The sequence below is a fragment of the Streptomyces sp. NPDC002088 genome, assembly GCF_040296605.1.
GTDB lineage: Bacteria > Actinomycetota > Actinomycetes > Streptomycetales > Streptomycetaceae > Streptomyces.
Window position 1 is genome coordinate 80951 of record NZ_JBEOXO010000001.1, and the last position, 15916, is coordinate 96866.

Annotated in this window: 15 protein-coding genes and 1 tRNA gene; 12 read left to right on the forward strand and 4 right to left on the reverse strand. The window is 70.8% G+C overall.

Annotation, left to right across the window (positions count from 1 at the left end; translation table 11 throughout):
* Window positions 1-138: 138 nt before the first annotated feature.
* Both ABT114_RS00370 and ABT114_RS00375 read right to left on the reverse strand, forming a co-directional pair.
* On the reverse strand, window positions 139-1059 hold the full coding sequence (locus ABT114_RS00370) for a transketolase family protein (protein WP_351136920.1): 921 nt from the start codon (window positions 1057-1059) through the stop codon (window positions 139-141).
* 93 nt (window positions 1060-1152) lie between these two features.
* Window positions 1153-1860 carry a thiamine pyrophosphate-binding protein gene (locus tag ABT114_RS00375; protein WP_351136922.1) on the reverse strand — a complete coding sequence of 236 codons (708 nt, stop codon included), beginning with the start codon at window positions 1858-1860 and terminating at the stop codon, window positions 1153-1155.
* Between the two features lie 131 nt (window positions 1861-1991).
* Between ABT114_RS00375 and ABT114_RS00380 the strand changes: the two genes are divergently transcribed.
* Together ABT114_RS00380 and ABT114_RS00385 are read left to right on the forward strand one after the other, a co-directional pair.
* Window positions 1992-2065: transfer RNA gene (locus ABT114_RS00380), tRNA-Pro, on the forward strand.
* A 324-nt stretch (window positions 2066-2389) separates the two neighbouring features.
* Complete coding sequence (locus tag ABT114_RS00385; RefSeq protein WP_351136924.1) at window positions 2390-2515, forward strand: hypothetical protein; 126 nt, start codon at window positions 2390-2392, stop codon at window positions 2513-2515.
* A gap of 112 nt (window positions 2516-2627) precedes the next feature.
* On the opposite strand, the gene ABT114_RS00390 is transcribed toward ABT114_RS00385, so the two are convergent.
* Window positions 2628-3914, reverse strand: coding sequence for a cytochrome P450 (locus ABT114_RS00390; RefSeq protein ID WP_351136926.1), 1287 nt, complete (start codon window positions 3912-3914; stop codon window positions 2628-2630).
* 20 nt (window positions 3915-3934) lie between these two features.
* On the reverse strand, window positions 3935-5299 hold the full coding sequence (locus ABT114_RS00395) for a glutamine synthetase family protein (RefSeq protein WP_351136928.1): 1365 nt from the start codon (window positions 5297-5299) through the stop codon (window positions 3935-3937).
* A gap of 372 nt (window positions 5300-5671) precedes the next feature.
* On the opposite strand from ABT114_RS00395, the gene ABT114_RS00400 reads away from it, so the two are divergent.
* From ABT114_RS00400 to ABT114_RS00445, 10 genes are all read left to right on the forward strand, one after another.
* Window positions 5672-5860, forward strand: coding sequence for a ferredoxin (locus tag ABT114_RS00400; RefSeq protein WP_351136930.1), 189 nt, complete (start codon window positions 5672-5674; stop codon window positions 5858-5860).
* A gap of 3 nt (window positions 5861-5863) precedes the next feature.
* Window positions 5864-7072 carry an NAD(P)/FAD-dependent oxidoreductase gene (locus ABT114_RS00405; RefSeq protein WP_351136933.1) on the forward strand — a complete coding sequence of 403 codons (1209 nt, stop codon included), beginning with the start codon at window positions 5864-5866 and terminating at the stop codon, window positions 7070-7072.
* A gap of 13 nt (window positions 7073-7085) precedes the next feature.
* On the forward strand, window positions 7086-7901 hold the full coding sequence (locus ABT114_RS00410) for an acetoacetate decarboxylase family protein (RefSeq protein ID WP_351136935.1): 816 nt from the start codon (window positions 7086-7088) through the stop codon (window positions 7899-7901).
* A gap of 49 nt (window positions 7902-7950) precedes the next feature.
* A complete protein-coding gene (locus ABT114_RS00415; protein ID WP_351136937.1) occupies window positions 7951-9414 on the forward strand; it encodes an aldehyde dehydrogenase in 1464 nt (487 codons plus the stop codon).
* Window positions 9407-10342, forward strand: coding sequence for a 3,4-dihydroxyphenylacetate 2,3-dioxygenase (locus ABT114_RS00420; RefSeq protein WP_351136939.1), 936 nt, complete (start codon window positions 9407-9409; stop codon window positions 10340-10342). Before ABT114_RS00415 ends, ABT114_RS00420 begins: the two co-directional genes overlap by 8 nt.
* Before the next feature lie 26 nt (window positions 10343-10368).
* Entirely contained in the window at window positions 10369-11214 is an 846-nt protein-coding gene (locus ABT114_RS00425) for a fumarylacetoacetate hydrolase family protein (RefSeq protein ID WP_351136941.1), read from the forward strand.
* Between the two features lie 28 nt (window positions 11215-11242).
* A complete protein-coding gene (locus ABT114_RS00430) occupies window positions 11243-11857 on the forward strand; it encodes a TetR/AcrR family transcriptional regulator (RefSeq protein ID WP_351136943.1) in 615 nt (204 codons plus the stop codon).
* Window positions 11858-12037: 180 nt separating this feature from the next.
* Window positions 12038-13501, forward strand: a complete 1464-nt coding sequence (locus ABT114_RS00435; protein ID WP_351136945.1) for an APC family permease — start codon at window positions 12038-12040, stop codon at window positions 13499-13501.
* Window positions 13502-13635: 134 nt separating this feature from the next.
* Window positions 13636-15126, forward strand: coding sequence for an aldehyde dehydrogenase (locus tag ABT114_RS00440; protein ID WP_351136947.1), 1491 nt, complete (start codon window positions 13636-13638; stop codon window positions 15124-15126).
* The gene (locus tag ABT114_RS00445) at window positions 15123-15854 is read left to right on the forward strand and encodes a gamma-glutamyl-gamma-aminobutyrate hydrolase family protein (protein WP_351136949.1); all 732 of its coding nucleotides are present in this window, start codon (window positions 15123-15125) and stop codon (window positions 15852-15854) included. Before ABT114_RS00440 ends, ABT114_RS00445 begins: the two co-directional genes overlap by 4 nt.
* Window positions 15855-15916: the final 62 nt, after the last annotated feature.

The window sequence follows — 15916 nt, forward strand, 5'->3', positions numbered from 1 at the left end:
CGTGAACGCGGCAACCGTCTCGCTCCGGGCGCGGCAACCGTCTCGCTCCGAACGCGGCTGACCGGCCCCGGCACGGTGGCGGTGGCCGCCGCAGGCGCCGTTCCTGTGCCGTCGGCCGGCGCTCCGGCGCTCCGGCGCTCACCCGCGCACCGCCACCCGCCCGTCCGCCATGAAGCCCTCGATCCGCTCCCTGAGCGACCGCGCGTCGAGTCCGTGCGCGGCCACGTGCTCCTCGACGGTCCCGTAACGCCGCAGCTCGCGCCGGCCCACGCCCAGGCCCAGGACACGATGGGGCACATCGGCGAGGGCGTCGTTCGCGGCGGCCGACGACGTGCCCGCCAGGTACGGCTCGACCAGGACGACATCCGCCCCGGCGCCCTCGGTGGCGCGCCGCAGGGCGGCCGAGTCGAAGGGCCGTACGGTCGTGGCGTACAGCACGGTGACATCGAGACCCTCCGTGGCGGCCAGCACGGCGTCGAGCATGGGCCCGACGGCGACGACCACACCGGAGCGACCCTCGCGCACGGTCCGGAACCGCTCCCCGTCGACCGGCAGCCCCTGGGCGTTGGCCTGGACGGACAGCCGCACGTACACCTTGTCGTCGCCCGCTGCCACCGCGTGGCGCAGCAGGGTCTCGGCCTCGTCGGGATGTCCCGGCACATGCACGGTCCAGCCGTCCAGGGTGTCGAGCAGCGCCACGTCACCCGGAGCCATGTGCGTGTACCCGCCCGCGGGCCAGTCGAAGGACGCGGCCGCACTGACCAGCACCGCGCCCACGCCTTGGTGTCCGAGGTCCAGCTTGACCTGCTCGAAGGGCCGCTCGACGAGGAAGCTCGCGAAGGTGTGCAGCACGGGCCGCAGGCCCGTCAGCGCCAGGCCGGCGCCCGCGCCGACCAGCAGCTGCTCCCGGATGCCGACGTTGATCACCCGGTCCGGGTGCTTGTGTGCCGCCTCCGCGAAGCCGTCCCTGCCGATCTCGGCGAGGACGACCGCGACCCGCGGATCCTCGTCGAGCAGCCGGGAGAGGACGGGGGCGAAGCGGTCGCGCATGGTGTCCATGGATACTTCGGTTCCTTTCGTAGCAGGTCGCTGCAGGTCGCTGCAGGTCTCTGCGGAGCGTCGCGGATCGCGGCAGAGGGGAGGGCGGGCGCTTCAGGAGTGCTTCGGCTCGACCCGGGCCACCACGACATGCGGGCGTCCCGGATGCGGTGCGGTGAACGCGTCGTACAGCGCCTCGTGGTCACGGCCGTCGACAGTCACCGCGGACCAGCCCGCGGCCTCGAACCGCGCGGCGATCCCGCCGGGCCGCGAGTGGCTGGCGGAGGAGTTGTCGACGACGACCGTGTGCAGCCGCTCGAGCCCGGCGGGCCCGGCGAAGGCGATCGCCTCGTGGTTGCTGCCCTCGTCCAGCTCGGCATCCCCGACCAGCACCCACACCCGGGGCTCATCGAGCCCCTGCGCCCGCAGCCCCAGCGCAGTCCCGACGGCGATCGGCAGCCCGTGCCCCAGCGACCCACTACCGATCTCGGCTCCCGGCACCAGCACCCGGTCGGGATGGTGCCCGAGTGGCGAGTCGTAGGAGCCGAAGCCGGCCAGCCAGTCCACCGGCAGGAAGCCCTTGGCGGCCAGGACCGCGTAGTACGCCATCGGCCCGTGCCCCTTGGAGAGCAGGAACCGGTCCCGCACCGGGTCGTCCATCCCCTCCGGGTCGACCCGCAGCACCCGGTCGTAGAGCACCCACAGCACGTCCAGCGTGGACGTCGCCGCCGGCCCGTGCTTCTCGTCGCCCGTCATCAGCCCCATCAGCCGGGGCAGGTCCGCGTATCCGTACGTCCGGCTGTCTTCCCTGGTGATCGTCATGCGAACGATCATTCAACCTCAACCAAACTTGAGGTCAAGGGCCCCGGGTAAACGAGTGCGCGACCACCGACCCGAGTGCGGTATTGTTTCCATGCGCGTTCGGCCAGGGGAAACCCCAGGTCAGAAGGTAGCGGGACGTGGCGCAGCTTGGTAGCGCACTTGACTGGGGGTCAAGGGGTCGCAGGTTCAAATCCTGTCGTCCCGACTCGTGAGAGTCGCAGATCAGGGCCGGTTTCAGAGTAATCCGAAACCGGCCCTTGGTCATTCTTGGGAACCAGCTGGGGACCGGCGTCCTTGACCGGCGTCAGCGGGTGACGACGATCGGGCTCGGCAGGGAGCGTGGCGCACTCAGCACGCGGAGGTGTGCGGAGAGCGCTGCGCCAGCGGCCGTGATCTTGCGTCCTGGACGCTCTCAGTGCAATTGCCTACGTGACGGCACAGTGGTGGTGATCACGGGCGCCGCCTCCGACATCGGGGAGGCGGCGCCCGTCTGTACGCCGAACGCGGACACCGCGCCGCTGCCGTCGACGTGGCGGAGGAGGAACTTGCCCGGCTCGCCGGGCCCGACGGCGTGGCGACGCTCGGCGGCGACGTGGCGGCCGAGCAGACGAAGCCCGGTGCCGGTCGGGCGGGGTGGTGGGGGACGATGCGGTGAGCGCGCCCTGCGCCGGCAGGCGCGGACGGCTGTACGGCCGGGCACCGGCACGGCAACGGCGGTCAGCCGCGCCCCGAGACCGCGGGGCGCGGCTGACCGCCGGATGGACGGGTCAGGCGAGGGTCACCTCGACCGGGAGCTTCTTGATGCCGTTGACGAAGTTGGAGCGGACGCGGGGGACGTCGCCGGCGAGGCGGATGTCCGCCAGGCGCGGAATGAGCTCCTCGAACATGATGCGGATCTCGGTGCGGGCGAGCAGATTGCCCAGGCACAGGTGCGGGCTGCCCTTGCCGAAGGTGACGTGGTCGTTGTCCTGCCGTGCGACGTCGAAGTCGTACGGGTTGCCGAAGACGTCCTCGTCGCGGTTGCCGGAGGCGTACCACATGACGACCTTGTCGCCCTGCTTGATCTGCTTGCCGCCGAGTTCCACATCACGCGTGGCGGTCCGGCGGAAGTGGTAGACGGGGGACGCCCAGCGCAGGAATTCCTCCACCGCGGTCGGGATGAGCGAGGGGTCCTCCCGGAGGCGGGCCAGCTGCTCGGGGTGCTGCAGCAGGGCGAGCATCGAATGCGTGATGGTGTGCCGGGTGGTCTCGTTGCCGGCGACGACCAGGAGCAGGAAGTAGTTGTCGAAGTCCTGCTCCGAGAGCGGTACGCCGTCGCGCGGCATCTCGTTGACGAGCCTGGAGATCAGGTCGGTGCCGTTGCCGCCGCGCCGCTGTCGGGCCAGCTCCCTGCCGTAGGCGAAGACCTCCAGCGAGGCGGGGGAGCGGAAGGGCAGGTCGCGGTACTTCTCGCTCTCCGCGCTGTGCAGCAGCACATCCGCGTAGTCGGGGTCGGTGTTGCCGATGATCCGGTTGCCCCAGTCGATGAGTTGCTGGTTGTCCTCCGGCGGCACGTCGAGGAGGCGGGCCAGGACGTTGATGGGGAAGTCGGCGGAGATCTCCTTGACGAAGTCGAACGTGCCCTTGGCCAGGGCCGCGTCCAGCGTGGTCGCGGTCAGGCCGCGCAGGAAGTCGGCGTAGCTGTTGATGACGCTCGCGCCGAACTGGCGCTGCAGCAGGCTGCGCATCGCGCGGTGGCGGACGCCGTCGAGCTCCAGGATGGAGGCGCGCTTCTTGATCTGGTCGTCGTCGAGCTCCTCGAGGTTGACGAACTTCGTGGACGTGAAGGTCTCCGCGTCGCGGTCGACGCGGGCGATGTCCGCGTGCCGGGTCAGCGCCCAGAAGCCGGAGTTGGGCGCCTCCTCGGGCTGCCAGTGGACCGGGTCCTCGTGGCGCAGGGTGTGGAACATCCGCCAGGGCGTGGTGCCGTCGGTGAAGTTGTCGAGGTTGGCGAGGTCGACGTCGGCCAGGGGCAGCGGCTCGCGCACGGCGTCGGTCACGGTCGGGGTGGTCATGCTGTGTGGCCTCCTTGGCGTCACAGGTGGTAGGCGTACTCGGTGAACTCCCAGTCGGTGACGTGCCGTTGGAAGCGCGCGACCTCGTCGCGCTTGTAAGCGAGGTAGGAGGTGGTGAAGTCCTTGCCCAGGACGTCGGTGAGGGCGCTGTCCGCCTCCAGGGCGTCGAGGGCGGCGGACAGGCTGGTGGGCAGGATCGCGGATGTGGCGGGGTCGTAGCCGTATCCCTCGAGCGGGGCGGGCGGTTCCTCGCCGGCCTGGACGCCCAGCAGCGCGGCGGCGATGGTGCCGGCGATCAGCAGGTAGGGGTTGGCGCCGGCGTCGCCCAGACGCAGCTCGAATCGGGCGCCGGAGCCGCGCTCGGGCGGGATGCGGACCATGGCGCTGCGGTTGTCCAGGCCCCAGTCGATCAGCCAGGGGGCGAGCGTGTCGGGCCCGAAGCGCTTGTAGGAGTTGACCGTCGGGTTGGCCAAGGCGGCCAGGGCCGGGGCGTGGGCGAGGATGCCGGCGACGGCGTGGCGTGCGGTGTCGGACAGGCCGTAGGGCGCCGACGGGTCGTCGAACGAGTTCCGGGCGTCTTCCTCATCGGCGGTCTCGCACGACAGGTGCAGGTGGAAGCCGGAGCCCCCGGCGTCATTGAACGGTTTGGCCATGAAGGTGGCCAGCCGGCCCTCCTTGCGGGCCAGTTCCTTGATCGCCGACTTGAAGCGGAAGGCGCGGTCGGCGGCGTTCATCGCTTCGGAGTGGGTCAGGTTGATCTCGAACTGCCCGCCGTCGAACTCGTGGTTGCCGTTGGTCACGCCGATGTTCAGGTCACGCAGCAGACGCAGTGTGCGGAGCAGGTGGTTGTCGCCGTCCGCGCGCAGGCCCGCGGTGTAGACGACGCCGAGGGCGTCGCTGTAGCGGCGCCAGCCCTGCGGCGAGTCGGGGGCGGCGTCGCACAGGAAGTACTCCAGCTCCGGGCCGACCACCGGGCGCAGTCCGTGTTCGGTACATCGGTCCAGGACGGAGCGCAGCAGGTCCCGCGGTGACTCGGGGGCGGGCAGGCCGGTGGCCGGGTCGGTGACGTCGCCCAGGCAGGCGGCGACGCCGGGCTCCCAGGGAAGCGGGACCAGCGTGTCGAGGTCGGGGCGTACGCAGATGTCGGGCAGGCCTGCGTCGAGGCCGCCGGGGACCGGGACCACGTCCCCCTGCGGCGTGGTGTGGTAGACGGCGCGGCAGAAGGCCAGACCGTGGTCGCAGGCCGAGGGCAGGTGATCCAGCAGTACGTCTCGGGCGCGGTCGGTGCCGATGAGATCGGGATAGGTCACCCGCACCACGTCGATGCCCTCGGCGGCGAGCCGGTCCATGTGCCGGCGGACGGGTTGGGGGTCGGATGCGCTCACCGGTGTCTCCTCTAGGGGAATTTGGGGCGCCTCCCAGGCCTCTGGGGCACTGGGGGAAGGGGCAGAGGGGCGGCGTCGTACTGCGTTCTGCGGGGAGAGGAGCAGGAGCCGCACTCGTTGTTTGATGCCAAACGGTATGGATCCCGCCACCTCCTTGCAAGAGGTCGGCCCGAAAAATTTATCCATGCGGATAGCTCTTGACCAGGGCCTGGCCGCTTCCTATGTTGTTTGAAGCCAAACGAGTAGGGGGTTCGGTGTCCGCCGCATCCGGCGTCCGCCGCACCCCTTTGGCCGGGGCCCGGTCTCATCCGGGCCGGGCCCCTCTTGCTTCTTTGCTTCTCCCTGCCCCGACGCCTCACAGGAGGACCGGCCATGAAGGTCGTCGTCGACATGAACAAGTGCCAGGACCACGGCCAGTGCGTCTTCGCCGCACCCGACGTCTTCAGCTTCGACGAAGCCGGACGCCTGGCTTACGTCAGCGATCCCGACGACGCGCTGCGGGACGAGGTCGAGGAGGCCGCCGACGTCTGTCCGCTGCAGGCCATCCGGATCGAGGCCTGAGCCGTGAGCGCACGCATCGTCGTGGTCGGCGCCTCCATGGCCGGTCTGCGCGCCGCCGAGCAGCTGCGCGCGGCCGGCTGGGAGGGGGCGATCACGCTCGTCGGGGACGAACCCCACATGCCCTACAACCGGCCTCCGCTGTCCAAGGAGGTCCTCGCCGGCAAGGCGCCCTTCGAGTCGCTGGCCTTCCGGCCCCGCGCGAGCGTCTCGGACGTGGAATGGCGACTCGGGACGAAGGTCGTCGCGGCTGACCTCTCGCGGCGGATCGTCCGGCTGGACGACGGCGAGACCCTGCCGTACGCCGGGCTGGTCGTCGCCACGGGTATGCGACCCCGACGACTTGGCTGCCCCGGCCCCGTCGCCGGGCGGCACACCGTCCGTACGCTGGCCGACGCCCAGGGACTGCGCGAGGCCCTGACCCGTCCGGGCGCCCGCGTGGTCGTGGTCGGAGCCGGCTTCATCGGCTGCGAGGTCGCCGCCACCGCCGTCGCCCTCGGTGCCGCCGAGGTCACCGTCGTCGACCCCCTGCCCCTGCCCATGGTGGGGCCGCTGGGCGAGACGCTCGCCAAGGCGCTGCTGAAGCGGCACGAGGAGCGGGGTGTCCGCTTCGCCCTCGGTACGGGCGTGACCGCCTTCGAAGGCGATGACCGCGTCACCGGCGTGGTCCTCGGGGACGGCACGGTGCTGCCCGCCGACGTCGTGGTGGAATCCGTCGGCTCCCTCGCCAACACCGAGTGGCTCCAGGAAAACGGCCTCGACCTCAGCGACGGCGTACTGACGGACGAGCATCTGCGGGTCGGCGGCCACCCCGACGTGGTGGCCGTCGGCGATGTCGCCCGTTTCCCCAACGCCCGCTACGACGGCGTGCCGCGCCGCGTCGAGCACTGGTCCATTCCCACCGACACCGCCAAGCACGCCGCCAAGGTGCTGGTATCGCATCTCGCCGGTGAGGACGTCGACTCGGCGCCGTTCGCCCCGCTCCCCACCTTCTGGAGCGACCAGCACGACTTCCGCCTCCAGTCCTTCGGCGCCCCCGCCCTCGGCAAGGACGACGTGCGCGTCCTCGACGGCGACCTCGACGGTGACGTCCTGGCCGGCTACCACCAGGGCGGCCGCCTGGTCGGCGTCGTCGCCCTCGGCGGACAGGCCGCCGCTGCCGCCGCCGCCCGCCACCGCGCCGAACTGCTCAAGCAGCCCGCCTTCACCGCCTAAGGAACCCCTGACCATGACCACCGACCGTGGACTGCGTGGATACTTCCACCCCAAGACGCCGACGGGCGCCTCGTCGCTGATCCCCTCGCCGCCGTGGCGCTACTCCGGCGACCTGCTCACCGTCGAGTACCGCACCGACCCCGCCCGCGTGCGCGAACTGCTGCCCGAGCCGCTGGAGCTGGCCGACGAGGACCCCGGTGCGGTCGCGCTGATCTGGGCCGACTGGCAGTCCTGCTCCGCCTCGGGGGATGAGCTGCTGGACCCGGTGCTCTCCCAGTACAAGGAGGCCTTCGCGGTCGTCCGCTGCAAGTACAAGGGGCAGACGTACACGCGGTGCGTCTACATCTGGGTCGACAAGGACTTCGCGATCGCCCGCGGACTGCACCAGGGCTACCCGAAGAAGCTGGGCTCCATCCACCAGACCCGCCCGCATCCCTACGGCCCCGCTCCGCGTATCGAGGCCGGAGCGCGCTTCGGCGCCACCCTCGCCGCCGCCGACCGGCGTCTGGCCCAGGCCGTGGTCACCCTGCGCGAGCCCTCCGAGACCAATGGCTTCGTCAACGGCCACCCGATGGCCCACCACCGCTGGCTGCCGTCGATCGAGAAGGGCAAGGGCCTCGCTCTCGACGAGCTGATCGAGTCCGGAGCGGCCTCCTTCGAGGGCGGGCAGCCGTGGGTCGGCGACGCCGAGCTGGAGCTGTTCGAGGCGCCCACCGAGGAGCTGGCCCGCCTGGAGATCCGCGAACCGATCGCCGCCTACTACCGGCAGGTCGGCGTGGTCTGGGACGGCGGCCGCCTGCTGGAGTCCGGCACCTCCGGCGCCGAGTAAGCCCCCCGTCACCGCCCCGTCACCGCATCGACCACCTGGAGTTCGGATCATGAGCGAACACATCACCACCGTGGCCGGGGTCGCCGTCGACACCCGGCACTGGATCGGCGGCGAGCGCGTCGCCTCCAGCGAGACCTTTACCGACCCCTCGCCTGTCGACGGCAGCACCCTCGGCGAGATCTCCCGCGGTACGGCGACGGAGGCCGCGGCCGCCGTGGCCGCCGCCAAGGCCGCCTTCCCGGGCTGGGCCGCAACGCCGCGCGCCGAGCGGGCCCGCATCCTGCACGCCATCGCCGACGGCGTCGAAAAGCACCTCGAAGACCTGGCCATCGTCGAGACCAACGACAACGGCGCCCTGCTGCGCTCGCACCGCCGTGGCGTCATGCCGCGCGTGGCCCACAACTTCCGCTTCTTCGCGGACTGGCTGCTGCAGCTGGAGCACGAGGACTTCGAGACGCGCGGCCACACCAACCACGTCTCGTGGGACCCGGCCGGCCCGTGCGTGCTGATCACTCCGTGGAACGCGCCCCTGATGCTGGCCACCTGGAAGGTGGCGCCGGCGCTGGCCGCCGGCGACACCGTGATCCTCAAGCCCGCCGAGTGGTCCCCGCTGACCGCCTCGCTGCTCGCCGACATCGCCGCCGAGGCCGGACTCCCGGCCGGCGTCCTCAACGTCGTCCAGGGGTACGGCTCGGAGATCGGCGACGCCCTCACCTCGCACCCGGACGTGCGCCGGATCAGCTTCACCGGCTCCGTACCGACCGCGAAGAGGATCGCGGAGTCGGCCGCCGCCCACCTCACCCCGCTCAGCCTCGAACTCGGCGGCAAGTCCCCGCTGCTGGTATTCGCCGACGCCGACCTCGACCTGGCCGTCGACCTGGCGGTGGAGCAGTACGACAACGCCGGGCAGGTCTGCCTGGCGGCGACCCGCTTCCTCGTCGAGGAATCGATCGTCGACGAGTTCACGCGCCGCTTCGTCGAGAAGGCCGAGCAGCTCAAGCAGGGCGACCCGCGCGACGAGGCCACCGACATCGGCCCCAACATCCACCCCCGCCAGCTGGAGAAGATCGACGGCTTCGTGCAGCGGGCGATCGCTGCCGGCGCCCGCGCGGTCATCGGCGGCCACCGCAAGGACGGCCAGTACTACGCCCCGACCCTGCTCACCGACGTCGCCCAGGACTCCGAAATCGTCCAGGAGGAGGTCTTCGGACCTGTCCTGACCCTGCAGACCTTCGCCACCGAGGACGAGGCCGTCCGCCTCGCCAACGACACCCGCTTCGGCCTCGCCGCCACCGTCGCCACCGGCGACCCGGAGCGCGCCGAACGCGTGACCTCCCAGCTCGTCGCGGGCACCGTCTGGGTCAACTGCTTCTTCGTCCGCGACCTGCAGGCCCCCTTCGGCGGCTCCCGTCAGTCCGGCGTCGGCCGGGAGGGTGGCACCTGGAGCTTTGACTTCTACTGCGACCTCAAGAACACCGTGACCGCCCCGAAGGGCTGGAAGAACCATGGGTGAGATCGTCGGGGCGGGCCTGCTCGCCCACGTCCCCACCATCGTGCTGCCCGAGGCCGACCGGCTGGAGCTCAACGAGGGCAAGGAGATCACCCTCGTCACCGGCCTCCAGCAGCTGCGCAAGGACGTCTTCGAGCGCGACGACTACGACACGGTCGTCGTCCTGGACTCGCACTGGGCGACCACCGTCGAGTTCGTCGTCACCGCACAGGCGCGGCGCGCGGGGCTGTTCACCTCCGAGGAGCTGCCGCGGGGCATGTGCCGCATGCCGTACGACTTCCCCGGTGACCCGGAACTCGCCGACAACATCGCGAAGTTCGCCGACAAGCACGGCACCTGGATCACGCCGATCGACGACGAGTACCTGCCGATCTACTACGCCACCATCAACCTGTGGAAGTTCCTCGGCGAGGGACTGCCCGACAAGCGGTGGGTGACCATCGGTGTCTGCCAGACCGGCGACATGGAGGACCACCTCCGGCTCGGCCGTGCCCTGGCCGACGGCATCGCCGCGACTCCAGGCCGCCGTGTCCTGGTGATCGCCTCCGGGGCCCTCTCGCACACCTTCTGGCCGCTGCGCGAACTGCGCGACCACGAGGCCGGCGACCCGGTGCACATCTTCACGCCCGAGGCCCGCGAAGCGGACCACGAGCGCATCGCCTGGTTCAAGGAGGGCCGCCACGACAAGGTCCTCGACACCATGGACGAGTTCTGGAAGTACAAGCCCGAGGCGAAGTTCTTCCACTACCTGATGATGGCCGGCGCACTCGGCGAGCAGGCCTGCACCGCGAAGGCCCGCCAGTACGGCGAGTACGAGAACTCCATCGGCACCGGACAGGTCCACCTCTGGTTCGACCGCCCGGCCGACGGCTGGACCGGCACCGGCCTGCCCACGCCCCCCGCCCCTCGCCATCCGCACCGCCGCGTCTAGGAACGCCCACAGAAAGGCAGCCCGCCATGCCCGAGTACCGCCGCATCCTCCTCGACGGCGCCGTCGTCGAAACCGTCCGGGACGGCGACGAACTCGTCGCCGGAGACGGCCGCCGCGTCAAGATCGAGGAAGCCCGGCACCTGCCCCCGGTCGTCCCCTCGAAGGTGATCGCGGTCCACCTCAACCACCGCAGCCGGGTCGACGAGTTCCAGATCGGACTTCCGGACACCCCCACCTACTTCCACAAGCCGACCTCGTCCCTCAACTCCCACCAGGGCGCGATCGTCCGCCCCGAGGGCTGCAAGTGGCTCAACTACGAGGGAGAGGTCGCCATCGTCATCGGCAGGACCGCCCGCAACATCTCGCCCGCGGAGGCGGGGGAGTACATCGCGGGTTACACGGTCGCCAACGACTACGGCCTGCACGACTTCCGCGACACCGACTCCGGGTCCATGCTCCGCGTCAAGGGCTCCGACACCCTCTGCCCGCTCGGCCCCGGCCTGGTCACCGACTGGGACTTCCACGGCAAGCGCCTGCGGACGTACGTCAACGGCGAGGTCGTCCAGGACGGTTCGACGGACGAGATGAAGTGGGACATGCACTACCTCGTCGCCGACATCGCCCGCACCATCACCCTTTACCCCGGTGACGTGCTCCTGTCCGGCACCCCGGCGAACTCCCGGCCCGTACAGCCGGGCGACGTCGTGGAGGTGGAGGTCGAGGGCCTCGGACGGCTCACCAACCACATCGTCACCGGACCGACCGCGATCCGCACCGACGTCGGCGCCCAGCCGACCGAGTCCGAGGAGGTGCTGTCCACCGCCCTCGGCGGCGATTGGGAGTTCCGTGGTATCAGGCCGCCGAAGCGCTGAGCTCAGCGGCGTCGGTAGGGTCGGCGGCATGACTGAGCCCGTCGAGCCCGCCGGTGAGAGCCGCCCCCGCAAGCGCGTGAAGAACTACGGGGCCGGGCGCGTGGCCCTGCTCGACGCCGCCGTGCGCGTGGTGGCCCAGGGCGGGCTGCGCAAGCTCACCTACCGGGCCGTGGCGGAGGAGGCCGGGGTCACCCACGGCCTCGTGGTGCATCACTTCGGCTCGCGGGACGCACTGATCGAGGAGGCCGTCACGCACGCCATCCGGTCCTCCCTCATCAGCAGCACGCTCGACACCGGAACGGGCAAGGTCTCGGACTTCTCCACGGGGCTGGCGGACATGGTCGAGTCCGGTCCCGACCTCCAGGCCTTCCAGTACGAGCTGCTCCTCGAGGCCCGTCGCAGGCCGGAGCTGCTGCCGCACCTGCGTGCCCTGTACGAGGAGTACTTCGAGGCCACGCGGCGGCAGCTGACCCGGATGCTGCCCCGGCCGGTCGACCGGGGTCTGTCCCGGCTGGTCTTCGCCGCGCTGGAGGGCCTCGTGCTGCACCAGCTCGTGTTCGGCGAGCGGGAGGTCACCGAAGAGGCCCTCGCGGAGCTGCGGACCCTGCTGCAGGGGCTGGCCGAGGGGTCGGACGACGCCTGACGCGTACGGGGGATCGAACGTACACCGGGCCGGCAGCAGGTCACGGCGCAGTAAGAATCCGCGGCGCCGACGGATTCCTGGCCCCGAACCCCTTGCCAAACGGATAGTTACGCCACACGATGGGGCAACTCGTTTGGCCTGAAACGATCCCCCCTATCTTTGTTTTGGCAGGTGATCCGAGTGGACAGTCAGACGGTCTCCGCAGAGCGGACCGTGCGGGACGCATCCACCGCAGCCACGCTCAAACCCAATGCCCTGGGTGTCCTGGGCATCGTCTTCTTCGTCCTGTCCGCTCAGGCCCCACTGACCGGTATCGCCGGGGCGGCCCCGATATCCGTCGCCATCGGCAACGGGTCCGGTACGCCCGCCGCCTACGTGCTGGCGGGAGCGGTGATCCTGCTGTTCTCGGTCGGCTACGTCGCGATGGGCCGACACGTCGTCGACGCGGGCGCCTTCTACACGTACATCGGCAAGGGTCTCGGCGGGACCGTCGGCGCCGGCAGTGCCGGTATCGCCTTGTTCGCGTACTGCACCATCCAGGCCGCCATGTACGGCCTGTACGGAGCGACCATGAGCGGCCTGGTCGCCGACCACACCGGTCTCGACGTGCCGTGGTGGGCGTGGGTGCTCGTCACCATGGTCGTGGTGCAGGTTCTGGGAGCCGCGGGCATCGAGATGGGCGCCAAGGTCCTGGCCGTGTTCGTCCTGGCGGAGTTCAGCATCCTGCTGCTGTTCGGGCTGGTCACCCTGTTCAAGGGCGGTGGTCCCGAGGGCCTGGGTGTGGCCGACAGCTTCTCCCCTTCGTCCGCCCTGCAGGGGGCCCCGGGCGTTGCCGTGACGTTCGCCCTCGCCTCCATGTTCGGCTTCGAGGCGACCGCCATCTACGGCGAGGAGGCCCGGGAACCGAAGAAAACCGTTCCGCGGGCCACCTATCTGTCGGTGGTCGTGGTCACCGGCTTCTTCGCCCTGACGTCCTGGATGCTGATCTCCGCCTATGGCCCCTCCAAGGCCGCGGGGGCGGCGGGCAAGGCGCTGGAGAGCGGCGACTCCTCCGGTTTCGTCTTCGCCCCGATCGCCGCGCAGTTCGGCGGCTGGGTGAACGACGTGCTGCCGTTCCTGCTGGCCACGTCCCTGTTCGCGGGCATCCTCGCCTTCCACAACTCGGCCAACCGCTACCTGTTCTCGCTCGGCCGGGAGGGGCTGCTGCCGCACCGTCTGGGTACGCTCAACGCCCGCCAATCGCCCTGGATCGCCGGCTGCGTGCAGACCGTCGTCGCCCTGGTCCTCGTCCTGCCCTTCGCGCTGGCCGGCAAGGATCCGGTACTGACCCTCTTCTCCTGGTTCAGCGGACTCGCCGTCCTGGCGATGATGCTGCTGTACCTGCTGACCTCGGTGTCGGTGGTCGTCTTCTTCCGGCGCCGGCGCCTTGACGCCCGCCTGTGGAACACCCGGATCGCGCCGACGCTGGGCGCGCTCGGCCTCGCGGGCGCCATCTGGCTGATCCTGGCCAACTTCACCACCCTCATCGGCGGTGAGGCGAGTACGGCCGTGTGGCTCGTGCTGTCGGTACCGGTGGTGATGGCGCTCGGTGTGGTGAACGAACGCATCAGGCATGCCCGGGGCCGGGCGGCGCAGGGCGGCTGATCCTCTCCCGCCTCCGGCGCGCGCCCGCTGTCAGGCGCGCGCTCGGGATCCGGTATGCGCGCCGGAGGCGGCCAAAGCCGTAGCCGTATCCAAATCGTTTGATATCAAATAATCAACGTGGTCTGGAGGACTGCATGCCCGCTGTCACCCGCGACGAATGGCTCCGCCGAGCCAAGGCACTCAAGCTGTCCGGTGCGCATCACATCGACGGCGTCGAGGAAGCCGGTGGCGGCAACAGCTTCACCGTGGTCTCGCCACGGGACGGCCAGGTGCTCGCCGAGGTCGCCGACGGCGGCTCCGCCGAGGTCGACGCGGCCGTGGCCGCGGCGCGCCGTGCCTTCGACACCGGGCCGTGGCCGCGTCTGACACCCGCCGACCGCGGCCGCGTCCTCGTGCGCATCGCCGAACGGCTGGAGGAGCGGCGCGAGGAACTCGCCCTGACGGTGAGCCTGGAGATGGGCAAGCCGATCACGGACGCCCACGACATCGAACTGCGTGCCGTCATCAACACCTTCCGCTGGTACGGACAGCTGGCCGACAAGCTCACCGACGAGTCGCCGCACACCGCACCGGACGCCCTCGCCCTGGTGACCCGGGAGCCGGCCGGCGTGGTCGGCGCGGTGGTGCCCTGGAACTTCCCGCTGACGCTCGCGGGCTGGAAGGTCGCCCCCGCCCTCGCGGCCGGATGCACAGTCGTGCTCAAGCCGTCGGAGAACTCACCGCTGTCCGCACTGCTCCTTGCCGCCGTCGCGAGCGAGGCCGGCCTGCCGCCGGGTGTGCTCAACGTGGTCAACGGTCTCGGCCCCACCACCGGGCGGGCCATCGGACTCCACCCGGACGTCGACGTCCTGGCGTTCACCGGCTCCACCGCCGTCGGCCGCCACTTCCTGCGCTACGCCGCCGACTCCAACCTCAAGCGCGTCTGGCTGGAACTGGGCGGCAAGTCACCGAACATCGTCCTCCCCGACGCCCCGGACCTGGAGAAGGCCGCCGCCACCGCAGCCTGGGGGATCTTCTTCAACCAGGGCGAGATGTGCACCGCGCCCTCGCGGCTGCTGGTGCACACCTCCGTCGCGGAACGTGTCACCGAGGCCGTCGTCGAGCGGGCCCGCGCCCTGCGTGTCGGCGACCCCCTCGATCCGGCCACCGAGATGGGCGCCCTGGTCGGTGAGAGCCACCTGACCCGCGTACTCGACCACATCCGGCACGGAGCCGACGACGGCGCCCGCCTGCGCACCGGAGGCGGCCGCACTCACACCGAGACCGGCGGTGTCTACCTGGAACCCACCGTCTTCGACCGAGTCGACCCCGGCAGCCGCCTGGCCCGCGAGGAGATCTTCGGTCCCGTCCTGTCCGTCCTCACCTTCGACGACCTCGACGAGGCCGTGGCACTCGCCAACGCCACCGAGTACGGGCTCGCCGCAGGACTGTGGACCTCCGATCTGTCCACCGCCCACCGCGTCTCCCGCGCACTGAAGGCCGGCACGGTGTGGGTCAACTGCTACGAGGAGGGCGATCTCACCGTGCCGTTCGGCGGCATGAAGCAGTCGGGCAACGGACGGGACAAGTCCGCCCACGCCCTGGAGAAGTACACCGAACTGAAGACCACCTGGATCCAGCTGTGAAGCCCGCCCCCCGGCCCCTGATCGCCGTCCCGGCCCGCTTCTCCGCCACCACCTCAGCCCTGCGCTACGCCGCCGAGGTCAATGCCCGCGCCCTGATCGAGGCGGTCTGGCGGGCGGGCGGCGAGCCTGCCACCATCCACCCGCACGCTCCTGGCGGCACGAGCGATCCGGCCGAGGTCGCCGCCCGCCTCGACCGGTTCGACGGCGTCCTGCTCCCGGGCGGCGGGGACATCGCGCCGCGCCGTTACGGAGCCGCGGACGCGCACGAGACCGTCTACGACGTGGACGACGAACAAGACGCCTTCGACCTCGAAGTCGCGCGCCAGGCCATGGCGGCGGGGCTTCCGCTGCTGGCGATCTGCCGCGGCCTGCAGGTGGTCAACACCGCTCTGGGCGGAACGCTGCACCAGGACATGGGCGGCCCCGAGCGCGAGCACCGGCACATCGGGCACCCCGTCACCCTCACGAGCGGCTCGGCCCTCGCCCGGATCACGCGTGCCGACAAGGTCGAGGCGTCCTGCTACCACCACCAGCACGTCGACCGGTTGGGCAGCGGGCTGACCGTCACCGCCCGCGCCGCCGACGCAACGATCGAAGCCGTCGAACGGACGGATACGGCCGGCTGGTTCGTCGCCGTGCAGTGGCACCCGGAGGACACCGCCCACGAGGATCCCGCCCAGCAGCGCCTGTTCGACGCGCTGGTGCAAGCCGCGCGCAGAACCTGTTGAGGGGACCGATCGGCGTGGCCTGCACCACCCGGACCCGACGAAGGCGTGGGGCCGCGGCTCGT

Coding starts and splice junctions, on each gene's coding strand:
- ABT114_RS00425 (WP_351136941.1), top strand. CDS start 10,369: ATGCCCGAGTACCGCCGCATCCTCCTCGACGGCGCCGTCGTCGAAACC.
- ABT114_RS00420 (WP_351136939.1), top strand. CDS start 9,407: ATGGGTGAGATCGTCGGGGCGGGCCTGCTCGCCCACGTCCCCACCATC.
- ABT114_RS00400 (WP_351136930.1), top strand. CDS start 5,672: ATGAAGGTCGTCGTCGACATGAACAAGTGCCAGGACCACGGCCAGTGC.
- ABT114_RS00410 (WP_351136935.1), top strand. CDS start 7,086: ATGACCACCGACCGTGGACTGCGTGGATACTTCCACCCCAAGACGCCG.
- ABT114_RS00440 (WP_351136947.1), top strand. CDS start 13,636: ATGCCCGCTGTCACCCGCGACGAATGGCTCCGCCGAGCCAAGGCACTC.
- ABT114_RS00390 (WP_351136926.1), bottom strand. CDS start 3,914: ATGACCACCCCGACCGTGACCGACGCCGTGCGCGAGCCGCTGCCCCTG.
- ABT114_RS00430 (WP_351136943.1), top strand. CDS start 11,243: ATGACTGAGCCCGTCGAGCCCGCCGGTGAGAGCCGCCCCCGCAAGCGC.
- ABT114_RS00375 (WP_351136922.1), bottom strand. CDS start 1,860: ATGACGATCACCAGGGAAGACAGCCGGACGTACGGATACGCGGACCTG.
- ABT114_RS00370 (WP_351136920.1), bottom strand. CDS start 1,059: ATGGACACCATGCGCGACCGCTTCGCCCCCGTCCTCTCCCGGCTGCTC.
- ABT114_RS00415 (WP_351136937.1), top strand. CDS start 7,951: ATGAGCGAACACATCACCACCGTGGCCGGGGTCGCCGTCGACACCCGG.